Below are 22,036 nucleotides of genomic sequence, written 5' to 3' on the forward strand. Positions count from 1 at the left end.
TGTCTTGTGGGTTCGGACAAGCGTCTTCCAAAAGCTCCCTTCGCTCTATTTTAGCACCCCCTGCACCGTATTTCATTAAAGCCGGATAACAATACCTGTTATGCCTGCGACACCTGAGGGTTGCGAGAAGACCCCCGCATGAAAAAGAAAGGGGCCGCATAAGCAGCCCCTTCTGATAATGATTTTTCCTGTAAGGATAACGATGATCCTGTTTATGATGGCTCTTCTTCATTTAAAGCTTCGATGATCCGCGCGGCGAGCTTGTCGCCGATCGACAGCGGGCGGAAATCCTCCACCGAAGCCTCTTTCATTTTCTTGATCGAGCCAAAATGCTTCAGCAGCAGCTTACGGCGCTTCTCTCCGATGCCTGGAATGGCATCCAGCTTAGAAGTAACCATCGATTTGCCGCGCTGCTCACGGTGGAAGGAAATCGCAAACCGGTGCACCTCCTCCTGAATGCGCTGCAGCAGGTAAAATTCCTGGCTGTCGCGCGGCAGACGAACCGGCTCCGGCGGATCTCCGACCATCAGCTGGGCCGTCTTATGCTTGGCATCCTTCACCAGTCCGCACACAGGAATGTACAGGCCGAGCTCATTCTCCAGCACATCTATCGCCGCCGAAATCTGCCCTTTCCCGCCGTCCACCACAATCAGGTCGGGCTGCTGCAGATTCTCCTTCAGCACCCGTTCATAGCGGCGGCGGATGACTTCCCGCATCGTTTCATAGTCATCCGGACCCTGGACGGTTTTGACCTTGTACTTGCGGTATTCTTTCTTGTCCGGCTTGCCGTCGGTGAAGACAACCATTGCTGATACCGGATTCGTTCCCTGAATGTTCGAGTTGTCAAACGCTTCGATCCGCCGGACAGACTCGAGGCCGATATACTGGCCCAGGTTCTCGGCCGCCTTGGAGGTCCGCTCCTCATCGCGCGCGATCAGCCGGAATTTCTCATCCAGCGCCACGCGGGCATTGTCCGCAGCCATCTTCACCATCTGCTTCTTCAGCCCGCGCTGCGGCAGCAGCACCTTGATACCGAGCCACTCCTGCAGGGAAGCAGCCCCTCCGGCCGCTTCCACAGCACCTTCTAGGGAAGATTCTTGATCTCCGGCTGTATCGGCCGCCGGCTCTGCTGTCTCCTTCTCCACTGTCTCCTTCTCCGCTGTCTCCTTCTCTACTGTCTCCTTCTCTACCCCGGCTTCGTAGGCCGCGCCCTGTTCAGCCACCAGACCAGCCAGAACTGCGGCGCTGCTGCCCGCTCCATTTCCGGCTTCACTCCCGGCACCAGCAGCATTTTCAGCTCCCGCAGCCCCTTCAGCGCCAGCAGCAGCTCCCTCTTCCTCTTCCGCCGCCGCTGCCTCCAGCTCGCCGTCCTGATTTGGCAGCAAAATTTCCTGCGGCAGCGCCGGATTCTCACTGTAATACTGGGCGACGTAGGACAGGAAGTCGCCGTAGGCGTCCCCGTAGAACGGGAAGATGGACGCGTGCCGTTCAATCATTTTTCCCTGGCGCATGTATAGAATCTGCACGCACATCCAGCCTTTATCCACCGAGAATCCAAAAACATCGCGGTCTCTGGCATCGGCCATCGTGATCTTCTGCTTCTCCATCAGCGCGTCGATATTGATGATCTGGTCGCGCAGCTCCTTGGCCCGTTCGAAGTTCAGCTCTTCGGCTGCCTCCTCCATTTTGCGCTGCAGATCCTTCTTGATCTCTTCATGGCCGCCGCTCAGGAACCGGGCTATTTCCTGGGTAATGCTCTCATAGGTTTCCTTCCCGACCTCCTGCACGCAGGGCGCGAGACACTGGCCCATATGATAATACAGGCACACTTCCTTGGGCATCACATTGCATTTGCGGAGCGGATACATCCGGTCAAGCAGCTTCTTGGTCTGCTGGGCCGCGTAAGCGTTCGGATAAGGGCCGAAATATTTGGCCTTGTCCTTGATGATTCTGCGGGTCACTTCCAGCCTTGGATGAGCCTCATGTGTGATTTTAATATAAGGAAAAGTCTTGTCGTCCTTCAGCAGGACGTTGTAACGCGGCATGTGCGTCTTGATCAGGTTGCACTCCAGAATGAGCGCCTCCATATTGCTGCCGGTCACGATATACTCAAAGTCCCTGATTTCCGAGACGAGACGCTGCGTCTTGCCGTTATGGCTGCCTGTAAAATAAGAGCGGACACGGTTCTTCAGAACCTTCGCTTTGCCTACATAAATAATTGTACCTTCCCGGTTCTTCATCAGATAACAGCCGGGGAGATCCGGAAGCAGAGCAAGCTTATGCCGGATAGCCTCCAGCGCTTTCTCCTGCTCCTGCACCGTTTCCAAATGCGACGTTAATTGTTCTCTATGTGAATCCACGCACTTTCTCCTCCCCGCATGGAATTGTGTATGATCAGAAGTCATCCTGTTCGTTAACCCTTCCATTATACCCGAACCTGCGTTCCCGCGAAAGAGAACCGCCAGGCATTTCCTGTTTTAGAAATGGACGCATTGACGAACCCCGCAAACTGCATAACGCACTATATAACGAAAAACGCCCCCGGCCTGCCGGGAGCGTTCTATTAAGCTGTACAGCTTAAGTGTTCAAGATTATTGGTGTTTGCTGATCAGGTTCTTCAAGGCTTCTTTGGAGTTCACGCCAACTACCTTGTCAACCGGCTGGCCGTCTTTGAAGAGGATCAGGGTTGGAATGCTCATCACGCCGAAACGGGATGCAGATTCAGGGTTCTCGTCGACGTTCACTTTAGCGATCGTAGCGTTAACCTCGCCAGCCAATTCGTCCAGAATTGGAGCGATCATTTTGCAGGGTCCGCACCAAGGTGCCCAGAAATCGACCAGAACAGTGCCTTGGCCTTCCACTTCTGCTTTAAACGTTGAATCGGAAACATTAACAATTGCCATGTGTATCTCCTCCTATAAAAGATTAAGCTTTGCAAAGTTTGCCCTTTAAAGCGGAATAAACATACATTACCCGTTTAAAAACGTCTGCAAAACCCTAACTTTAACTGATAATTAGATTGTGTCAAATATGATCACGGAGCAATTATAACATCTTTTCAGCAAATGGCAAATGGGAAGCGGCTGTGAAACCTACATCTTCACCTGATCTTCACTTTGGCTGCAATGGACACCTTTCCATATAAAAAAAGTTTCCATATAAAAAAAAAGAGCTCCGGACAAGGTCCCGCCGAACCTGCCCGAATGCCCTGATTTCTCATGCTTAACGCTGAATTATAACTTATATCACTTACTTTGCTATAAGCCCTCCGTTATTAAGCCCTCCGCTGGTTGCTGCCGTTCACCGTAACCAATTCAACGAATGGAGCGATCCGGTCCATCAGCCGCTGGCCCTTGTAGGCCTCCTCGCCATCCTTGCTCGTAAAGCTCAAATGCTGCTCAAGCGCCGGAAGGTCGTAATTGGACGTATAAAAAGTAGGCCGCCGGTTCATCCGGTAATTCAGAATCGAACCGAGCACATGGTCCCTGACCCACGGGTTGAGATTCTCCGCCCCGATGTCGTCAAACACAAGCAGGTCGGCCTGCTTCATCGTTTCGACCATCTCTTTAAGCCGCTGATTATCCTGCATGACGTACTTCACTTCTTCCACAAACTCGGGCATATACACAATAACGCCGGTATAACCTGAGGTTGCAAGCTCGTACAGCATATACGACATCAGAAAGGTCTTGCCCGTGCCGAAATGCCCTTTCAGGTACAAGCCCCGGTTGGGAAGGCCGTTTTCCTTGGTGTACTGAATGTACTGCATGACCTGGCCCACCGCCGGAGCCCGGTTCTTGTCTTTGGAGACAATCTCAACCGCATTATATCCTTCGTTAAGCGCCCGCTCATCAATGTAAAAGCTCCGGATCCGCTTCCGGATCTCCGTCTCGCGCTGGAACGCCAGCTGTTTCGGACAGGGAACCTTCCGCTCATACAGTTCAGGCGTAGCCGTCACGGTTTCAACCGTAAGTTTGGTGTAGTGCCCCTGAAAATCATTCGGGCAGCGCTCCAAACCCGGGCAGGCCGCGCAATTGCGGCAGTCTTTCGTATATTGATACAGCTTGCCCAAATGAAGGGTCAGCTGACTACGCGTCAATTCCGGATGTTCCGCCATCAGCTCCTGGATGATGGGGTCGTCAAATAGCTCCTGCACCAGCCGTTCGGAACGGGCTTTAAGCTTGGGGCTTTGCATCTGGGACAACAGTTCGCCCAAAGATTCCATATCGGTTCTCCGCCCTCCGTATCCCTATTTTATTTCTTTTGACTATTTTATTTCTTTTGATTATTTTGCATCTGTTCCGCCATTTTCAGCAGCTCTGCGAATTCATCTTCCGACAGGGTCTTATCATCCGGACTCGCTGCGCTCTGCACAATCGGAATTTCCGGCTTGGCTTTACCGCTGCGGGAATAGCTGCGTCCACGTCCGCCTGCTGCGGACCCTGTGGTGCCGCCCTGCTGGGCAGCTTTTCTGACCTTCTCCTGATCCCGGATATAACTGACCGCTTTCTCGTAAGTCGAGACCTGCTTGAGGAGCATATTGGAAGCAATGGTCTCTACGAATTTGCGGTTGATTCTTTGTCCGTCGCCGGAGGTGAGCATCATCATTAAATAATGGATCAGTACGTTAATCACTTCACCCGGCAGCTTGTAATTGAGGTCAATCTTCTCAAAGATATCCAGCAGGTTATCCGGCACCGCCCCTGGGAAAAATTTCGGCAGCAGCCGGGTATGCGGCTCGTTGCGGAGCATCATATTATACTGGTGCACATCGCATTTTCCCATCAGCTGCGGCGGAACCTCCAGGTAAAACTCCATCTGCACGGAATATTCCTCCTGCAGCTCCTGGCCGGCCGGCTCCTCCTGCCTGAGGGCTACTACCTTGCCCATCGCCGCCTGTCTATCTTCCTGGCGTTTCTTGTCCTGACGGAAGTGCAGATTGGCTTTATGCTGAAGCACATCCAGCTGCAAGCCGCCGTCCGCGGCAAAGATCCCGTCTTCATCAAGCAGACGGCACAAATCCTGAATGCTCAAATTGTATTTCCGGGCCGTATAGTTAACCGCACCCAGCTGATCATGGTCGAACCGGAGAGATTCCACATGCTTCCGGTTCGCAGAACCGCGCGGGAACCGCATAATGATATCCGCATAATTAAACAGCGGCTCCTCCTGCCTGCTCTCCGGGTGCCTCGAAATGGCTACCTCCGAAATCGCCTGCTCCAGCTCGTAATCGATCGTATGGGCATTCAACTGAAAAATATCGTAAAAAGGCACGGACAAGCTCTCCTTGCTGATCGCCGTGCCGTATTCATAAGCTTCCTTGCTGAACATTTGTTCCTGGAGCGACAAAACCGCAAATTTCCCCAGCTTATCTCTCAGCAGCAGCGTCAGATGCTGGGTCTTGAAGAATTCCGCCGGCGAAAGCGGCGGCTGGAGCTCGTATTCATACAGATAATCCTCATGCTCCGGCACATAAATGCGGCTGGTTTGAAGCAGCCCCACAGCCTCCAGCCTGGAGGCCTGCTCAATCAGGAGCTTCCGGCCCTTCTCGCCCGGCTCAACCCCAAGGGAGAGAAACAGGTGCCGCTGCTGCTCCAGCTTTGAGTAACCGACTTGATCCAGAGGTACCTGCTGAAACAAAAAATGATAGAGTGAAATGGCAAAGCCGCCTACCATCGGCTGATAGATCAGGCTGAGCATTTTATGACTTACGGTACCAAGATCAAAGTCGCGATATACGCAATAACGATGATTTTCCGTGTAATGATGAAGGTTATTAATGCGCAATCTCTCTATCGCTCCTTTCCAGTTGCGGCGTCGTTTCTCTATTCTATCACAAAACATTTCGACTTGAATCGCTAAATACAAACAAAAATAAATCCAAAAAATCCCGATCCGGAATAGGCGCTTCTCGTCCATGAAGTGATGAATGCCGGAATCAGCAAGGAGGAGTTCAAGCAATTTCTTGAATTCCAGAAATGGAAATTAAATCAACAAAATCGTTAATATTTTATGAATTATTATGAAGCCGTTTGCTCCTCCCTCTTCCGTTGCGCTACAATATGACATATCTATTTGGAGGAGTGATTTCATGAGTGAAGCAGCTCAAACCCTGGATGGCTGGTATGCCCTGCACGATTTCCGGTCCATTAACTGGGCGGCCTGGAAAGCAGCCGATGATGAGACCCGTGCAGTGGGACTGGACGATCTTCGCGTATTTCTGCAGAATTGGGCGGAGACCGAAGAAGCCAAACAAGGCAGCACTGCTATATATAGCATCGTGGGACAAAAAGCCGATTTTGTCATCGTACACATGAGGGAAACCCTGGAAGAATTGAATGCTCTGGAGACAGAGTTCGATAAATCCACCTTTGCCGACTATACGACAAAAGCCTATTCTTACGTAAGCGTAGTCGAGCTCAGCAACTATCTGGGCAAGGATGACGGCACCGATCCACGCCAGAAGCCGGAAATTGCCGCCCGCCTCATGCCGATCATGCCGAAGTCCAAGTATCTCTGCTTCTATCCGATGAACAAGAAGCGGGAGCTTGCCGACAACTGGTACATGCTGTCCATGGAAGAGCGCCAGAACCTGATGCGCAGCCATGGCCTGATCGGCCGCAGCTATGCAGGCAAAGTGAAGCAGATCATCACCGGCTCCGTCGGCCTGGACGACTGGGAATGGGGAGTGACACTGTTCTCCGACGACGTCCTGCAGTTCAAGAAGCTCGTCTACGAAATGCGGTTTGACGAAGTCAGCGCCCGGTACGGGGAATTTGGATCGTTTTATGTGGGCAACCTGCTGACGCTTGATGGTTTTGAACAGCTGCTGAAGCTGTAAGCATCCAGCACATCAGCATAGCCGCAGTTTTGTTCACTTCGCTTTAAAAAAATAAAGGTCGGGTCAGTGCCAGCGGCACGTCCCGACCTTTTCTTTTTCCTCAATCCTCGTCATCCTCTTCCTGCATCCGCCGGATAGCCTCCAGAAATTCCGCCGTTTCACGGTCCCGGCTGCGGCTCTTCTCTTTCAGCCGTTCGATGGCGGGAAGAATCAGGATATCCACTTCCTTCTGAACCGTATAAGCAAGATCGTAACGCTCGTTCTTCTCCAGATAAGCGCCAACCTCCATCAAGGCGTTATAACGATCCAGCTCGTCACGGGTAAGCAGTCCCCGGACCTGCACACTGCAATGCCGCATTACAGAAATCTTCCTTTCTTAAGGACCAGCGGAATGCCGCCTATAATAAACAGGTAGCGCAAATCAATCAGCTTCTTCAGCTGTGCCGCTTTCCAGCCTGTCATCTTCTTGTCGCCGACCACGGCAATCGCTTCCCCTTTGCCCAGAGACGCCACCGTGCCTTTGTTCACGAATACAAAGGGCCTGGAGACTCCGCCCCGGATGGCCGCGACGATATTCTTGGCACAGATCACACCCTGCTGCATGGCGATTTGGGCGGTTGGCGGATAAGGTCTTCCCTCCGGATTAAATACGAGCGAATTGTCGCCGATCACAAATACATGATCCATCCCCGGAGCGCGGAGCGTCTCATCCACCTTCACCCGGCCGCGCACCGTTTCAAAGCCGGAGGCTTCAATAATCCGGCTGCCGCGGATTCCTCCTGTCCATACGACGGTTGCTGCTTTAATAACCTCCCCGGTGGCCAGCACAACTCCGTCCGGTCTGCATTCCTGGATGGCGGTTCCCAGCTTGAAGTTGACGCCCTTCTTCTTCAGAACGTTCATCGCATACTCCACCAGCTCCGGATCAAAGCCAGGCAGCGCAGTCGGGGCGGCTTCAATATTATAGATATGAACCTTGGACGGCTCGACATCGTTCTCCATGCACAGCCTTGGTATCCGGTCAGCCAGCTCTGCGACAAACTCAATGCCGCTGAACCCGGCGCCGCCTACGACGAAATTCAGCCTGTCTTTGCGGGATTCATCCGTCTTGTACAAGGCAAACTGATATTCGATATGCTGGCGGATCATCCGGACCGAATTGATGCTGCGGATCGTAAAAGCATGCTCTTCCATCCCCGGTATGCCGAACGTCTCCGGTTCTCCCCCAAGCGCAATGACCAGATAGTCGTAGGACAGGGTTCCGTCCTCGAGGATCACCTTCCGGTCCGTCAGCCGCACCTCGCGGACGCTTGATTTCACAAGATCAATCTTAAATTCGTCGATCAGCTTGGAAATCGGTACCCGGGTATGCTCGATTGAGTCGGTTCCCGCAGCCGGCATATGTAAATGAGTCGTAAAGTAGTGGTAGTCATGTCTATTCACGAGCGTTACGTCCGCCTCGTTATAGTTCAGCTCTTTCTGTAATCGTTGTGCGGTCAAAATCCCTCCGTAACCTGCACCCAAGATTACAATCTTAGGAATGGTGCTCATGTTGGTTTTGACTCCTTCCGGTAACACCTGTATAGATTTTTCAGTTAGCAGTTTTGTAAATGCGACACAAAAAAATTGTGAAAATTCACACTTGAAATTTCTTTCATTTTTTCGTTGCTAAACCGCTTTTAGAGGATCAGAACAATTTCAAGGGCATCTGTCCATTATTCTCTGTTATCCGCCCGGCAAATCACACCAGAAAGGCTTAAATATTCCGGAAAATAAGCGGATACAGAGGTTAGTTCCATTGCATTCTAAAGGCAAGCATACAAAAGATCAAGTTTTTTTTAAGCCGCCAAAAAGCCGTTTGAAGCCCGCTGTTTCTTTGAAAGCCCTGACTTTTTTGCATTGGAAAAAACTCTGTGTTTATAATGAAGAAGTCTATTTATTTATACGTCCTGGAGGTGCACCCATCGTGTCAATTCCCGAGAACAACGGTGACTTCACCGATCTTCTTATTATTGGAGGCGGACCTGCCGGAATGTTTGCCGCGTTCTACTGCGGCATGCGTCAGGCGTCCGTCAAGCTGATCGAGAGCATGCCGCAGCTTGGAGGCCAGCTGGCCGCTCTTTATCCTGAGAAATACATTTATGATGTAGCAGGCTTCCCGAAAGTCACCGCTCAAGAGCTCGTTAACAATTTAAGCGAGCAGCTGAAGCTGTTTAATCCGGACATCCATCTGGAGGAGAAGGTGCTTCATGTGGACAAGAAGGATGAGCGGCATTTCGTCGTTACGACGGATAAAGGCGTTCACCATGCCAAAGCGGTCATTATTACCGCCGGAGTCGGTGCTTTTGAACCGCGTCGTCTCGAGCTTGAAGAGGCCGCCCGCTTTGAAGGCGCGAATCTGCACTATTTCGTCAGCGATCTAAGCCAGTTCCGCGGACGCAAAGTGCTCATCAGCGGCGGAGGCGATTCCGCTGTAGACTGGGCGCTCATGCTGGAGCCGATTGCCGCCGAGGTTACGCTTATTCACCGCCGCGATAAATTCCGCGCGCATGAGCACAGCGTAGAGAATCTCTATGCATCCGGCGTCAAGGTCATTACGCCAACGGAAATTACAGCGCTGCACGGAAGCGACCGGATCGAGTCCGTCACCCTGGCCCATGTGAAGACCAAAGAAACGCAGGAGCTTGAGGTCGATGATGTGATCGTCAACTTCGGATTCGTCTCCTCCCTCGGTCCAATTGCGGAGTGGGGCATTCAGATTGATAACAACTCCATCGTCGTCGATTCCCGCATGGAGAGCTCCATACCGGGCATATTTGCAGCCGGGGACATTACTACTTATCCAGGCAAGCTTAAACTGATTGCCGTCGGCTTTGGCGAAGCGCCTACAGCCGTTAACAATGCCAAGGTCTACATTGATCCTGAAGCCAAATTGTCTCCAGGTCACAGCAGCAACCTTAAATTGTAATCACGCAGACAAAAAGGGTATCCATGGGATGGATCGATGAGCAATCGATCCATCCATTTGGATACCCTGTTTATTTAGGTTCCGTCCTTTGTAAGGAAACATAAAAAAAGAAAAAAAAAGAAAAAAGAATCAGTTCAAGATTAAAAACAGGCATAACGCGGATATTCCATCATAAATTAGTGAACAAGTGGCTGTGTTTCCACATTCAGCTCGCGCTTATGAATTTCCGCCAACAGCAGTGCAATGAATTCCCTCTCCAATTGGAGCTCGGTCGCCATCCGATAGGAATCCAGCAGCATCTCATCTGTTAACAGCGCCATTCATATCACTCCCTTTCCTATTTTTACCTATCATAGCAAGAATCAATAGACAGAACAAGTGTTCCGTTATCCACATCTCACTGTGGAAATCCTGTGAATAATTTGTTGGTAAACCGCGAATCTCCTCATAAGACAAGGAGGATAATGTGGACAAAAGTTATTCACAGCTTTATTTAGTTTATTGGGCCGTCAAAAATTTTTTTGGCGGACTTCTTTACGCCTATATTATGTCTTTTTTCAAGAATTAACCCAAATTTAGCAGACTCAATCACAAATTTTAAATATAAGATACCCCTTTTATTGCGGGCGGGTATTGACTTCAAAAATCCAAATCTTGCCGTACACATCAACTCCGTAATCAAACCCTAATTCCCCAATTCCTGGAAAAGTATGTTCCATGACCCGGACGCAGGTATTCGTCATTCCTCTCATTTCCCGGCGTTTGAGCACAGCTGTCCTTCTACGAAAACATCTGCCCAGCCCTTCTCTGGCCGTCATTTGGCGGCCGCCCTTGCACAGATTGGTAACAAACAAGCCCGGACGGGCCAGTCTGCCTACCATTGAGCGGTATACCCAGCCGTCTCCTTCCTTGACTACCTTCACCCGGTAATCGATCGGCCTGCCTGAGATCCGGGCGAGATGAATGCCCTGTTGAATTATATATCTGCGCTTCACTTTTGCCCGGTTCAACGCCGCGTATAAAGCGCCAAATGAACCGTAGGCCGCTTTCGAGGTACCTTTAGTCAGGCTGTACACTCTTCCGTTCCACTCGACTTTTATCACGCCGTGACCGCCGCCTCCGCGGACAGGCTTAATCACAACCATACCAAACCGGTGCAGCATGGCTCTCAAATGATCTGTCCCGTACAAACGTGTCTGCGGGATATGTCCGGCAACTGCAGGTTCCGCCAGCAGAGCCTTCGTCTTGAGCCACTTGTCGGCCAGCTGTCTTCCTGGCATATCAACCTCCCCTTTCTGATCAACACAGGGTATGGTTATATATACTCGTTACAGCTGACGTCTTCTTGGATAATTGTCCGCGGCTTCAGCCTGATTTTTGGGAGAGATGGGGAGGGCCTTACAAAATTAGCGGGGCACGCAAAAAAAGCCTCTGATCACAACCTTGCTTCAATGTGCCTGATCAAAGGGTAAACTTGGTGTTAGGTATGGCATCATTTATAAGTAAATCCAGCTTAAATTAAGGAACGGCTGTGTGATAGAGAATCCGACATCGCTCTTACCGATTTGTTCCAAAAAGCATTATATCTTATCCTCTTGTAGTTGAAAATAAGAATTTTATCACAATATGCTATATAAAATAAAATAAAGAACCATGAATAAATAGAAGCGCAGGCCGGGGGACGTCAATCCTCCGAAAGACCTGCGCTTTCATTCCTGGCTCTTTCATTCCGCGGGATAACCGCTTATAGCCGCTTAATCACAAACCTCAGGCCGGCCTTCCTCGTCCCGCATTTTGAAGGACTGGCCGCAGCCGCAGGATGCGATGGCGTTTGGATTCTCGATGGTGAACCCGCCGGACATGCCCGATTCTTCGAAATCAATCTCCAAACCGTTCAGGTACCGCAGGTCATTCTTATCCACGACCACCTTCAAGCCGGAAACTTCCATAAATATGTCCTGGTCGGACTCCTGATCGTCAAACCCCATGGCATAGGAGAAACCGCTGCATCCTCCCGGATTTACGCCAAGACGGAGGAACAGATTCGGGTTATCCTGCTCAGCCAGCGTATCTTTAAGCCGGTCCAGGGCGCTGCTGCTTATATTAATCATCATCAAACCTCCTTCACCTTACTTATTTCCAGTATACGACTTCTTTTTTCCCTGCTCAACCGGCATTAATCGAATATGTAAAAATTCACATATTCCTGCTTTAAGGCTTAAAATTATGGAAAAGAACTCGATTTTTCTCCTTAGTTCCCGGATTTTCATCCTACAACTGTTATTGCCCCTGTAAGGGCTGAGGTTTATAATAGGACGAGTGAGAATTGTCGGAATTTTGTCATGCCCTAAATTTTAATAAATATACTTTTTCTTGACTGATCTGTTCATTATTTCACAATGGCTGGCTCCGGCTGGCTAGGAGAGAAACCGGATTGAACTCAGGATTGAGGAATGGAGGAAATCGCATGTCCGTTATTGCACTCCCACATCAGGATCAAAAAATGGCCGAAATTATTGAAAAGGTCCGAAACGGGGTAAGATTATCCTTAGAAGACGGCGTTTATCTATATGAAAGCGACGATCTGCTTACTATTGGCCAGCTGGCAAATGAAGCAAACCTGAAGAAGAACGGCAAGAAGGTCTATTTCATTGAAAATATGAGCCTTTATTTCACAAATGTTTGTGAATCCTATTGCGCATTCTGCAACTTCCGCAAGGATGAGGGCGAAGAAGGTGCTTACACCTTATCCGGCCCGGAAATGATTGATTACGTAGAGCAGCACATTCATCCCGGCGTCCGGGAATTCCATATTGTCGGCGGACATAACAACCATGTTCCCTTCCAATATTATGTGGATTCTTTGAAGGCTTTGAATGAGCGCTTTCCAGAGGTAACGCTTAAAGCTTACACCGCTGCGGAAATTGAATTTTTCAGCCGTCTCAGCGGTCTCAGCATCAAGGAAGTTCTGCAGAAGCTGCAGCAAGCTGGCCTGAAGTCACTTACGGGGGGCGGCGCGGAGATCCTTTCTGATCAATACCGCCAAAAGATGAAGGTCGACAAAGCGAACGTCGATCAGTATCTGGAAGTACACCGTACGGCCCACAAGCTGGGGATGAAGACTCATACAACGATGCTGTACGGCTCGATTGAATCCCATGAGGACCGTATCCGTCACATGATCCAGATTCGCGAGCTGCAGGATGAAACAGGCGGCTTTATGGTCTTTATTCCGCTCTCCATGCAGCCTAAGAATAAAAATGCCAGCATTATGCGCCGCAACTCGGCTTACGAGGACTTGAAGACTATTGCGATCAGCCGCCTGATGCTCGATAACATTGATCATATCAAGGCTTATTTCATTAATATCGGCACACAGCTGACCCAAATGGCCCTCACTTTCGGCGCTTCGGATGTGCACGGAACGATTCTGAAGGAAAGAATCAGCCACGCCGCGGGTGCGGTAACTCCTGAAGGGCTTACCCGGAAAGAGCTGATCTGGCTCATTAAGGGAGCAGGACGCATTCCGGTGGAAAGAGATACGTTCTATAACGAAATTCAAGTGTTCGAATAATAAATTTGTTGTTTCTTTCCGGTTAACCGCCGGAGTTTAATATTAGGATGCAGAGCGGGATTTCCGCGTCAGCAAAATGAAGGGGACTCATTTTATATGAAACATTTCGTTATACTCGGCGGTGGATACGGCGGTGTTACCGTTGCTAACCACCTCTTTAAGGGACACATTCCGAGCGATGTGCAGGTGACTCTTGTAGACCGCATGCCGTTCCAGAGCATGAAAACCGAATATTACGCGCTTGCAGCGGGCACTTCATCCGATTTTGAACTTCGTGTTCCGTTTCCGGAGCATGAAGGGCTGCAGATTAAGTATGGCGAGGTTTCGGGAGTGGATTTGGAGAAGCGCCAGGTTATTTTTGCCGCGGCTGACCCGCTTCCTTACGATCAGCTCGTTATTGCCCTTGGCTGCACCGACCGCTTTCACGGTATTCCAGGTGCTCAAGAGGTATCCTCGACGATCCAAACGTTCGCGGCTACCCGGGAAACTTACCGCCGGGTCAATGACCTTAAGCCTTACGGGAATGTCCACATCGTGGGCGGCGGCCTGAGCGGCGTTGAAGTCGCTGCGGAGATCCGCGAGAGCCGTCCGGATCTGAATATTACAATTCTGGACCGCGGGCCGCGTGTATTGTCCGCTTTCCCTGAAACCTTATCGAAATATGTATCCAAATGGTTCCACGATCATGGAGTTGACACCCGTTCGCATATTTCCATTACTTCGCTTGAGCCGGGCATTATCCATAACGGCTCCGAAGAGATTTTGTCCGACGTTACAATCTGGACGGCCGGCATTCAGCCTGTAGAACTTGTACAGAAGCTGAATGTGGCGAAAGATCCTTCAGGGCGTGTTCTGCTCAACGAATATCATCAAATTCCGGAGCATCCGGAAGTGTTTGTGTGCGGCGACTGCGCGAGCCTGCCATTTGCTCCAAGCGCACAGGCGGCGGAAAGCCAGGGCGAGCAGATTGCTCACGTGGCTCTCGCCCAGTGGCGCGGCGAAACACCGAAGCTTGGCGCAATCAAGCTCAAAGGAACCCTTGGCTCCCTTGGCAAAAAAGCCGGCTTCGGCCTGATGGGCAAACGTTACGTGACCGGACGTGTGCCTCGTATCCTCAAGAGCGGCGTGCTCTGGAAATCGAAACGGCACTTGGGATAAGAAGAAAAGCCCCGGCAGCGCCGGGGCTTGTTTATTTGCCTACGTGGCAGCGTTATGCAATTCGAATCCTTCCTTAGTCCAGATCAAATTCCAGCGCATTCCACGCTTCCATTTCCTTAATTTTGTTCATAATAAGCTCATACAGCTTCTCCGCGGTTTCTGCTTCCACAACTTCGCCATTGACCAACGCATAGGGGGCAGCAGAGCACAGCCCGCAGTTGTTCAGACACCCGTACTCGATGACATCGTAATCCGGATTCTCTTCGAGCTTCTCCATCACTTCGTCAGTTCCGAAATGCATGTTGCTTGTACAAAATTCAATGATGGGTCTCATAATTGTAATAAATCCCTCACTTTATCACCATTTTAATTTAGTTCAATTTGTACTATAATAGGACTATGTTCTGAAAAGGAGTTGTTACTAATGAGCGCAAACGCACAAGATACATTGTACGATGAAGTGCTGGAGGTTCTCGACAAGCTTCGTCCTTTCCTGCAGCGCGATGGCGGCGACGTTGAACTGGTAGACGTTGAGGACGGCATTGTTAAGCTGAAATTGATGGGTGCCTGCGGCAGCTGCCCAAGCTCCACAATCACGCTTAAAGCCGGTATCGAACGTGCCTTGTTCGAGGAAGTTGAAGGCGTTGAAGAGGTAGTACAAGTATTCTGATTATTTATAGAAAGTCTTGGCGTTCCTTCGGGATACCAAGACTTTTTTTTGCGCTTTTTCGTTTGAAGCATTTCTTCACGAGAAGCCCTTCCTCATGAGAAGCACTTCTTTATTTGAAGCATGCTGTCTGCAGACTTCAGCTCTAAGAGCGGTCAGCACCGCCTGAACGCAGACTCAACGAACACAAGGGGCTCAGCCGCCCGGCTAACCCTGCGGCCTGATTAAAGGCCGGATGGGATCAAGCCCGCCGGAGATATCCATAATATTGCCGGTAATAAAATCCGAGTCCTTGTGGCACAGAAATGCGATCACACGCGCAACATCTTCCCCGCTTCCCGGCCGTCCCCGGGGCGTCTCCCCGTCTGACAAGCCGCAGACCTCTGCAATGGACTTCTCCTTATTATCCCCTCGGATGTCCCCCGGGCACACCATGTTAACAGTAATTCCGTGCGGCGCTTCTTCAACGGCTAATGTCTTTGTGAATGAAACCAGGCCCGTCTTGGCAGCCGCATATACCGAGCGGTGAGGCCATGCTCTCGACTCGGCTGCGTGCCCGAAGCCGAAATGAATGATCCGTCCCCAGCCCTTCTCCCTCATCCCTTCCAGCACCAGATGGTCCAGCAGCATCGTTCCAGTCAAATTGCCTTCAATGAGAGAAAGAATATCCGCCCAGGCATACTCGGAAAAGAGCCTGCGTTCCCTGATAAACGGGCCCGCATTGTTAACCAAAATATCGATCACGCCCAGCTCCCGCTGGACCGTTTCTGTTAAGTGAATGATTTCGTCATGCTTGGATATGTCGCCTTTAACGGATATACACCGCACGCCCGTCTGAATGATGCGCTTCTCCAGTTCCTTGGCTTCCCTTTCGCTGTGGACATAATTGAGCGCGATGTCATAGCCCTGCTCTGCCAAGGCAAGCGCCGTGCGTTTGCCCAAGCCTTTTGCACTGCCTGTGATAAGGGCAATCTTAGACTCCAAAATCCATCCTCCTCGGCGTTTCCTTTTACCTTCCCAATTCCTATAGTATAGAAGATAAAAAAGCGCTTCACAACCACCAGGCCCTTCACCTGCAGGAAGCATCCCGCCCATAGCCTTGAGCTTCAGGACTGCCGCTATGCAAAAAAAGCGGCTTTCCCCGCATCATGCAAAGGGAAAACCGCTTATAGCCGTGCAGATTAGAACGCCGGAACAACAGCACCTTGATATTTGTCTTCGATGAACTTTCTGACATCTTCGGAAGTCAGCGCTTTGGCCAGCTTCTGAATCGCATCGGAATCCTTGTTATCCGGACGGGCTACCAGCAGGTTGGTGTAAGGTGAATCTTTATCTTCGATGAACAACGCATCCTTCGTCGGTACCAGGTCCGCTTCCAGCGCATAGTTCGTATTGATGAGCGCCAAGTCCACTTCATCCAATGTACGCGGCAGCATTGCAGCATCCATCTCTTTAAACTTCAAATTTTTCGGATTGGAAACAATGTCAGCTTTGGTAGCTTCGATCCCTGCGCCGTCTTTAAGCGTGATCAGGCCATTTTTCGCAAGCAGCAGCAGAGCGCGTCCGCCGTTGGTCGCATCGTTCGGAATCGCAACCGTTGCGCCGTCAGGAATTTCATCAACGGTTTTGTATTTGTGGGAGTATGCGCCAAATGGCTCTACATGCACGCCTACAACGCCTACCAGATCGGTGCCCAGCTGTTTGTTCTGGTCATCCAGGTAAGGCTGGTGCTGGAAGAAGTTAGCATCCAGTGTCTTGTCAGCCAGCTCTTTGTTAGGCAGTACATAGTCTGTAAATTCTTTGATCTCCAGGTCGATGCCTTCTGCCGCCAGAGCCGGTTTGATATGCTCCAGAATTTCGGCATGCGGCACGGCTGTAGCGCCTACAACCAGCTTGACCGGCTCAGCAGAAGCGGCTGCAGAAGCCTCAGGAGCAGCGGATGTGTCCGCAGAAGAGGAAGAAGCATTGTTCGTGTTGTTGCTTCCGCAGGCGGCCAGCACAGCCACCATCATAATCGTGAGCAGAGCGAGCGAAAATTTTCTCATGTGATAAACCCTCCATTGAATAATGAATTTGAATTAAGGACGTAGTTCTTTATCTATTTAGCTTCCCTTATTTCCGTGTAAAATGACGCACCAGCCGGTCGCCGGCCATCTGCAGTATCTGAACCAGGATGATCATAAACAGCACGGCAATGATCATGACTTCTTTTTCATAACGGTAATAGCCGAACCGGATCGCAAGATCACCGAGGCCTCCGCCCCCGACCATGCCTGACATCGCCGTATAAGACACGAGCGTTACCGCCGTTATGGTTGCCCCTGCGATAAGCCCGGGCAGCGACTCCGGCAGCAGCACCCTGCGGACAACCTGTCCGGTTGATGCGCCCATCGCATAAGCGGCCTCGATCACGCCGCGGTCCACCTCGCGCAGGCTGGTCTCCACCAGTCTCGCAAAGAAAGGAGCAGCGCCGATAACGAGCGGCGGGATGGTGCCTGTGACGCCCAGCGTGGTGCCTACAATCAGCTTGGTGAGCGGCAGCAGCGAAATCAGCAGGATGACAAACGGTACGGAACGCAGAATATTCACCAGGAATGAAATTACATTGTAAATCCATTTGATAACCCGGTTATTCGAACGAGCCGTCATGTAGAGAATAATGCCCAGCGGCAATCCGATGATGATTGTGAAGAGAAGCGAATAGCCCATCATCTCCAGCGTATCATAGGAAGCCTGCTTCATTTCCGTCCAGTCAATTTGTGAAAAGTCGAGTCCCCACATCGTCAGCCAATCACCTCCACATCAATATGCCGCTCGCGCAGCCGGTTCACCGTGAGCTCTACCGCCTCAGGCTGGCCCGTAAAGCGGACCGTCAGCTGACTGTATGGAATCTCTTTGATCGTGGAGACCGTTCCCTGCAGAATCGCAAACTGGACGCCTGTACGAAGGACCGCTTCAGACAAATCGGTGCTGTACGTATGATCGCCCAGACAGGTCAGGCGGTAAACCGGACTGCCCTGGGCCTGCCCTTCTCCTGCAGTGCCTGTGCCTTGAGCCTGCAGCTGCGCCGGAGCGCTGCCTGCTACCTCGCGGCTGATGAATTCCTTGGTTACCGGATGCTTAGGCTTCAGAAAGACCTCCGCTACCGGCCCCTGCTCCACAATGCCGCCTGCATGAATGACCGCTACACGATCGCAGATGCTTTGAATCACATGCATTTCATGGGTAATGAGCAGGATGGTCAGCCCGAGCTTGCGGTTGATGTCAAGCAGCAGCTTTAGAATTGAATCCGTGGTCTGCGGATCAAGCGCCGAGGTCGCCTCATCACACAGCAGCACGTCCGGATCATTCGCCAGCGCTCTCGCAATTCCGACCCGCTGCTTCTGGCCGCCCGACAGCTGAGACGGATATTTGCCGCTGTGCGCTTCCAGTCCGACCAGCTTCAGCAGCTCCTCCACTTTGCTCTTCACAGCTGCTTTGTCCACACCCGCCAGCTTCAGCGGAAAAGCGATGTTGTCGTAGACCGTAGCCGACGACAGCAGGTTAAAATGCTGAAAGATCATGCCGATGCGGCGGCGCTGAAGCTGGAGCTCTCTCTTTCCAAGAGAAGTCAGGTTCCGTCCTCCAACCCAAACCTCGCCGCTGCTTGGACGTTCCAGCAGGTTGATGCACCGGATCAGCGTGCTCTTGCCGGCGCCGGAGTGGCCGATTACGCCGAAGATTTCGCCCTGCTCCACCGTCAAATTGAGGTCCTTCAGCGCGGTGGTTGCTTTTGCCTTGGAGCCGTAAATTTTGGTGATATCTTTTAACTCTATCAAATCTAGGGCCCCCCTTTCTTTTCTTATTGCTTAAAGAGCTATTAAAAAAGAGCTATTAAAAAAAGCCCTGAACAGATGTTCAGGACTCTCGAAATTTGAGATTACGCCTTCTCATCTGCCAGAATGCCAAGCATTCTGAGGAATTAGCACCATGACATTCAAATGCAGACATTTGAATCGGTTGCTGGGCTTCATCGGGCCTTTCCCTCCGCCTCTCTTGATAAGAAATATAAAATTGTGACAAGAATTATTGAAGATAGATCTTAGTATATGGATTCTTACAACGTTTGTCAAAGAAAATTTTCATCCTGTTTCTGGAAATTTCATCACCCCTGACTGTGCCCCGCAGCCGAAACCTTCATTTGGTGAAACTGCTCATTGATATAACCGAACACGGCGATTAAAGATTTGCAGGCCATTTCGTAGCCCAGCCAAAGATCCTTCATATGCTGATCCAGATCCTCAAGCTCGATCTTGCCATGAAGCGTCTGGTGCTTCTGCCACAAATCATCCTGCAGCTCGGCATTCATGAAGTGAATCTCCGTATTCCGGCGCTTGCGCAGCACCGAGATGGGCTCCTTATACGCTTCCCGGATCGATTCCAGCTTCTCCCCGAGTGCGGGATGTACCTTTAAGTAGGGGAATTGACGCAGTACGGTAAAGTAAGAATAATGCGGCTTGACTTTCTCCGTATGCAGGTTAAAGAAATCGTCCAGCACGCAGCCCAGCTTGTCCAGCAGTGAGAAGAGGCGGATGAATCCGTCCTTGTAGAAATACACATACCTTGCGTAATCGCTTTTCTCTAAAGGATCCATGTCCTCTACAAAGTCCTTCTCTACCTTCTTCCGGAAAAATCCGGCCGCAAACGCGCTCTGCTCCAGCTCGTCCAGCGACGAGATCAGACCTCTTGTCCAGACCTCCATCTTCCGGTAATCGTGAGTGGGATCCTGGCTGCGTTCCATTTCCCGCTCGACCAAATGGACGGTTTCGGCCATCAATTCAATCGCTTCCGCAAGCAGACCCTCGTTCTCCCGCGGCGGCTCTCCGAGTAAAGTGCGCAGCATATCTAAATCCCTCCTCCAGCGAATGAAAAGCTCTCTAACTCATTACCCCTGAAAATAGGTTTTCCAACGCTCGTCCACCAATTTGACGATATCTTCCCGCGGATTCAGCTCATCCGGATAACCGGGCTTCATACGCGCGTCAATGACCAGCGGCAGGCTGTAGGCCAGATGATGCTGGCGCACTTCCGCCTCGGAATAAATGTCTGTGGCCGGGTTGAAACGGGTGAACACCGTCCAAAGGAACTTGTTTGTGCTGGCTGCAACCGTCCGGGCGTCATCCACCAGCACGACCAGCGGCCACTCCGTCTGGCGTTCGCGCAAACGGGCAAGCACCCGCACCGCAAGCTCCGGCTCCTGCTCATAGGATGCCCCGGAAACAACCAGACAACCCTTATGGTAAGGAGCAATGTGGTCAATTTCCGCAATTTCTCCTTCTGTGTATGCTGCAGGCAGCTGCCGGACCGGGTCGCCGACGCCGATCAGAATTGCCTTGCTGCCGTGGTTCAGGCGTTTGCCCGTATAATCCAGGGTGTCGTGTGAGGTGTTGTTGAAAATAAACAAGTCCGCCGCCGGGTTGAAGCGTTCCAGCACCGTCTCCAGCAGCTTGCGGAAGTCCGCAAGATCGAGATGCACGTCCGTCAGCATCAGGAATTTGGTCAGCGACAGCTGGCCCTGCCCCAGGATGGAGAAGCCGGCAACCAGCGCTTCCCTGGAGTAGCGCTCCTTCACGATCGCGGAAGCCAGCGAGTGGTGTCCGGTCTCTCCGTAGGTCCAGACCGTATGCACGGAAGGCATCACCAGCGGGAATGCCGGCGAAAGCAGCTTCTGCAGGAAGTCGCCGAGGTAATAGTCCTCCTGCCGCGGCTTGCCGACGATCGTCGCCGGATAAATGGCATCCTTGCGGTGCCACATATGCTTCACGTTCAGCACAGGAAAATCATGCTTCAGGGAGTAATAGCCGTAATGGTCTCCAAAAGGTCCCTCCGGCCGCCGCTCATGCGGAGGCACGGACCCGTAGATGGCGAATTCGGCCTCGGCCGGAATGCGGTGCCCGCCCAGCGGGTTCTCGGCCATCGGCAGCCGTTCGCCCATAACGAAGGAGGTCATGAGCAGCTCCGGCAAATGCTCCGGCAGCGGTGCAATCGCCGATGCGATCAGAGCCGGCGGCCCGCCGATAAGAATCGTAACCGGCAGCGCCTGATTCAGCTTCTCCGCCTCATGGTAATGGAACCCGCCGCCCTTATGAATCTGCCAGTGGATGCCGGTGGTCTGGTCATCATACAGCTGGACCCGGTACATGCCCAGGTTGTGGTCGCCCGGCTTCAGCGGGTTCTCGGTATAAACGAGCGGCAGCGTAATGAACGGCCCGCCGTCCTCCTGCCAGCTGGTGACCTTGGGCAGCTCAGCCAGCGGATTTTCCGTCCGGCATACCTGCAGAACCGGCGCATCGGCTTTGGAGACGGTCTTCGGAATAGTTCCCCAGCCCAGCTTCATCGCATCCCAGATGAGACCCCGCTCATTCCAGACCGCTTTCGGCGTAGGCGGCATCAGCGAATCCAGCGCCCCGACCAGCCGGTTCGCCATCTGCTCCGGTTTAGGCCCAAATGCCATGTCGACGCGTTTGACCGTGCCGAACAGATTCGTGGCAACCGGGAACGGCGTGCCCTTCACGTTGGTGAACAGCAGCGCCGGCCCTCCTTCCTCGATCACTCTGCGGTGAATTTCGGCCAGCTCCAAATAGGGATCGACAGGCGCCTCGATAATGGCCAGGTCGTTCTCCTTGCGCAGTGCCTCGATCCACTGACGTAAATTTTTATAACTCAAGCGGTTTCCCTCCCAAATTGGCTGCAGCTCTGTTTATCCGTCTGACAAATCTTCGTGTACAAGCTCTTTGTTTCCAATATACCACAAATCCGGGGCTTATCCTGCACCAGACCTTTTGCAAT

The 22,036-nt window shown here is 51.6% G+C and carries 21 protein-coding genes, 1 pseudogene and 1 riboswitch; of the genes and pseudogenes, 6 read left to right on the forward strand and 16 right to left on the reverse strand.

Annotation, left to right across the window (positions count from 1 at the left end):
• Nucleotides 1-212: 212 nt before the first annotated feature.
• The 4 genes from uvrC to FCN15_RS11835 form a co-directional block, all read right to left on the reverse strand.
• The gene (uvrC, locus tag FCN15_RS11820) at nucleotides 213-2,360 is read right to left on the reverse strand and encodes an excinuclease ABC subunit UvrC (protein WP_275259490.1); all 2,148 of its coding nucleotides are present in this window, start codon (nucleotides 2,358-2,360) and stop codon (nucleotides 213-215) included.
• 231 nt (nucleotides 2,361-2,591) lie between these two features.
• Nucleotides 2,592-2,903 carry a thioredoxin gene (gene trxA, locus FCN15_RS11825; RefSeq protein WP_138495224.1) on the reverse strand — a complete coding sequence of 104 codons (312 nt, stop codon included), beginning with the start codon at nucleotides 2,901-2,903 and terminating at the stop codon, nucleotides 2,592-2,594.
• A gap of 371 nt (nucleotides 2,904-3,274) precedes the next feature.
• Nucleotides 3,275-4,225, reverse strand: coding sequence for a primosomal protein DnaI (gene dnaI, locus FCN15_RS11830; RefSeq protein WP_138495225.1), 951 nt, complete (start codon nucleotides 4,223-4,225; stop codon nucleotides 3,275-3,277).
• 47 nt (nucleotides 4,226-4,272) lie between these two features.
• A complete protein-coding gene (locus FCN15_RS11835) occupies nucleotides 4,273-5,787 on the reverse strand; it encodes a replication initiation and membrane attachment family protein (RefSeq protein ID WP_138495226.1) in 1,515 nt (504 codons plus the stop codon).
• Between the two features lie 126 nt (nucleotides 5,788-5,913).
• Between FCN15_RS11835 and FCN15_RS19705 the strand changes: the two are divergent.
• A pseudogene (locus FCN15_RS19705) lies at nucleotides 5,914-6,006 on the forward strand (transcriptional regulator); the annotation flags it as partial.
• Between the two features lie 85 nt (nucleotides 6,007-6,091).
• Nucleotides 6,092-6,841: a hydrogen peroxide-dependent heme synthase gene (hemQ, locus tag FCN15_RS11845; protein ID WP_138495227.1), complete on the forward strand. Its 750-nt coding sequence runs from the start codon at nucleotides 6,092-6,094 to the stop codon at nucleotides 6,839-6,841.
• Nucleotides 6,842-6,941: 100 nt separating this feature from the next.
• On the opposite strand, the gene FCN15_RS11850 is transcribed toward hemQ, so the two are convergent.
• Nucleotides 6,942-7,199, reverse strand: coding sequence for a hypothetical protein (locus FCN15_RS11850; RefSeq protein ID WP_138495228.1), 258 nt, complete (start codon nucleotides 7,197-7,199; stop codon nucleotides 6,942-6,944).
• On the reverse strand, nucleotides 7,199-8,392 hold the full coding sequence (locus FCN15_RS11855; protein ID WP_138495229.1) for an NAD(P)/FAD-dependent oxidoreductase: 1,194 nt from the start codon (nucleotides 8,390-8,392) through the stop codon (nucleotides 7,199-7,201). The genes FCN15_RS11850 and FCN15_RS11855 overlap by 1 nt, the downstream gene beginning before the upstream one ends.
• Nucleotides 8,393-8,807: 415 nt before the next feature.
• Here FCN15_RS11855 and FCN15_RS11860 point away from each other — a divergent pair, with 415 nt between their 5' ends.
• A complete protein-coding gene (locus FCN15_RS11860) occupies nucleotides 8,808-9,809 on the forward strand; it encodes an NAD(P)/FAD-dependent oxidoreductase (RefSeq protein WP_420819572.1) in 1,002 nt (333 codons plus the stop codon).
• A 176-nt stretch (nucleotides 9,810-9,985) separates the two neighbouring features.
• On the opposite strand, the gene sda is transcribed toward FCN15_RS11860, so the two are convergent.
• The 3 genes from sda to FCN15_RS11875 form a co-directional block, all read right to left on the reverse strand.
• Nucleotides 9,986-10,129 carry a sporulation histidine kinase inhibitor Sda gene (gene sda / locus FCN15_RS11865; protein WP_138495230.1) on the reverse strand — a complete coding sequence of 48 codons (144 nt, stop codon included), beginning with the start codon at nucleotides 10,127-10,129 and terminating at the stop codon, nucleotides 9,986-9,988.
• A 297-nt stretch (nucleotides 10,130-10,426) separates the two neighbouring features.
• A complete protein-coding gene (locus FCN15_RS11870; RefSeq protein WP_138495231.1) occupies nucleotides 10,427-11,089 on the reverse strand; it encodes a YheC/YheD family protein in 663 nt (220 codons plus the stop codon).
• Between the two features lie 474 nt (nucleotides 11,090-11,563).
• Nucleotides 11,564-11,920, reverse strand: coding sequence for a HesB/IscA family protein (locus FCN15_RS11875; protein ID WP_138495325.1), 357 nt, complete (start codon nucleotides 11,918-11,920; stop codon nucleotides 11,564-11,566).
• A 356-nt stretch (nucleotides 11,921-12,276) separates the two neighbouring features.
• On the opposite strand from FCN15_RS11875, the gene mqnE reads away from it, so the two are divergent.
• Together mqnE and FCN15_RS11885 are read left to right on the forward strand one after the other, a co-directional pair.
• Nucleotides 12,277-13,383: an aminofutalosine synthase MqnE gene (gene mqnE, locus FCN15_RS11880; protein WP_138495232.1), complete on the forward strand. Its 1,107-nt coding sequence runs from the start codon at nucleotides 12,277-12,279 to the stop codon at nucleotides 13,381-13,383.
• Between the two features lie 96 nt (nucleotides 13,384-13,479).
• Nucleotides 13,480-14,541, forward strand: coding sequence for an NAD(P)/FAD-dependent oxidoreductase (locus tag FCN15_RS11885; RefSeq protein ID WP_138495233.1), 1,062 nt, complete (start codon nucleotides 13,480-13,482; stop codon nucleotides 14,539-14,541).
• A gap of 73 nt (nucleotides 14,542-14,614) precedes the next feature.
• Here FCN15_RS11885 and FCN15_RS11890 read toward each other — a convergent pair whose 3' ends face one another.
• A complete protein-coding gene (locus FCN15_RS11890) occupies nucleotides 14,615-14,875 on the reverse strand; it encodes a YuzB family protein (protein WP_138495234.1) in 261 nt (86 codons plus the stop codon).
• 90 nt (nucleotides 14,876-14,965) lie between these two features.
• On the opposite strand from FCN15_RS11890, the gene FCN15_RS11895 reads away from it, so the two are divergent.
• Nucleotides 14,966-15,211, forward strand: coding sequence for a NifU family protein (locus FCN15_RS11895; RefSeq protein WP_138495235.1), 246 nt, complete (start codon nucleotides 14,966-14,968; stop codon nucleotides 15,209-15,211).
• A gap of 204 nt (nucleotides 15,212-15,415) precedes the next feature.
• Here FCN15_RS11895 and FCN15_RS11900 read toward each other — a convergent pair whose 3' ends face one another.
• The 6 genes from FCN15_RS11900 to FCN15_RS11925 all read right to left on the reverse strand — a co-directional run bounded on the left by FCN15_RS11900 (nucleotide 15,416) and on the right by FCN15_RS11925 (nucleotide 21,914).
• A complete protein-coding gene (locus FCN15_RS11900) occupies nucleotides 15,416-16,192 on the reverse strand; it encodes an SDR family oxidoreductase (RefSeq protein ID WP_138495236.1) in 777 nt (258 codons plus the stop codon).
• Between the two features lie 197 nt (nucleotides 16,193-16,389).
• Complete coding sequence (locus tag FCN15_RS11905; protein WP_138495237.1) at nucleotides 16,390-17,253, reverse strand: MetQ/NlpA family ABC transporter substrate-binding protein; 864 nt, start codon at nucleotides 17,251-17,253, stop codon at nucleotides 16,390-16,392.
• A gap of 67 nt (nucleotides 17,254-17,320) precedes the next feature.
• Nucleotides 17,321-17,989, reverse strand: coding sequence for a methionine ABC transporter permease (locus FCN15_RS11910; RefSeq protein ID WP_138495238.1), 669 nt, complete (start codon nucleotides 17,987-17,989; stop codon nucleotides 17,321-17,323).
• Nucleotides 17,990-17,991: 2 nt separating this feature from the next.
• On the reverse strand, nucleotides 17,992-19,026 hold the full coding sequence (locus FCN15_RS11915; RefSeq protein ID WP_138495239.1) for a methionine ABC transporter ATP-binding protein: 1,035 nt from the start codon (nucleotides 19,024-19,026) through the stop codon (nucleotides 17,992-17,994).
• A gap of 108 nt (nucleotides 19,027-19,134) precedes the next feature.
• Nucleotides 19,135-19,253: riboswitch (SAM riboswitch) on the reverse strand.
• A gap of 99 nt (nucleotides 19,254-19,352) precedes the next feature.
• Complete coding sequence (locus FCN15_RS11920; RefSeq protein ID WP_138495240.1) at nucleotides 19,353-20,090, reverse strand: Cthe_2314 family HEPN domain-containing protein; 738 nt, start codon at nucleotides 20,088-20,090, stop codon at nucleotides 19,353-19,355.
• Nucleotides 20,091-20,132: 42 nt separating this feature from the next.
• On the reverse strand, nucleotides 20,133-21,914 hold the full coding sequence (locus tag FCN15_RS11925) for a UbiD family decarboxylase (protein WP_138495241.1): 1,782 nt from the start codon (nucleotides 21,912-21,914) through the stop codon (nucleotides 20,133-20,135).
• Nucleotides 21,915-22,036 lie beyond the last annotated feature (122 nt).

It is taken from the genome of Paenibacillus pinistramenti (assembly GCF_005869875.1).
Classification (GTDB): domain Bacteria; phylum Bacillota; class Bacilli; order Paenibacillales; family Paenibacillaceae; genus Fontibacillus; species Fontibacillus pinistramenti.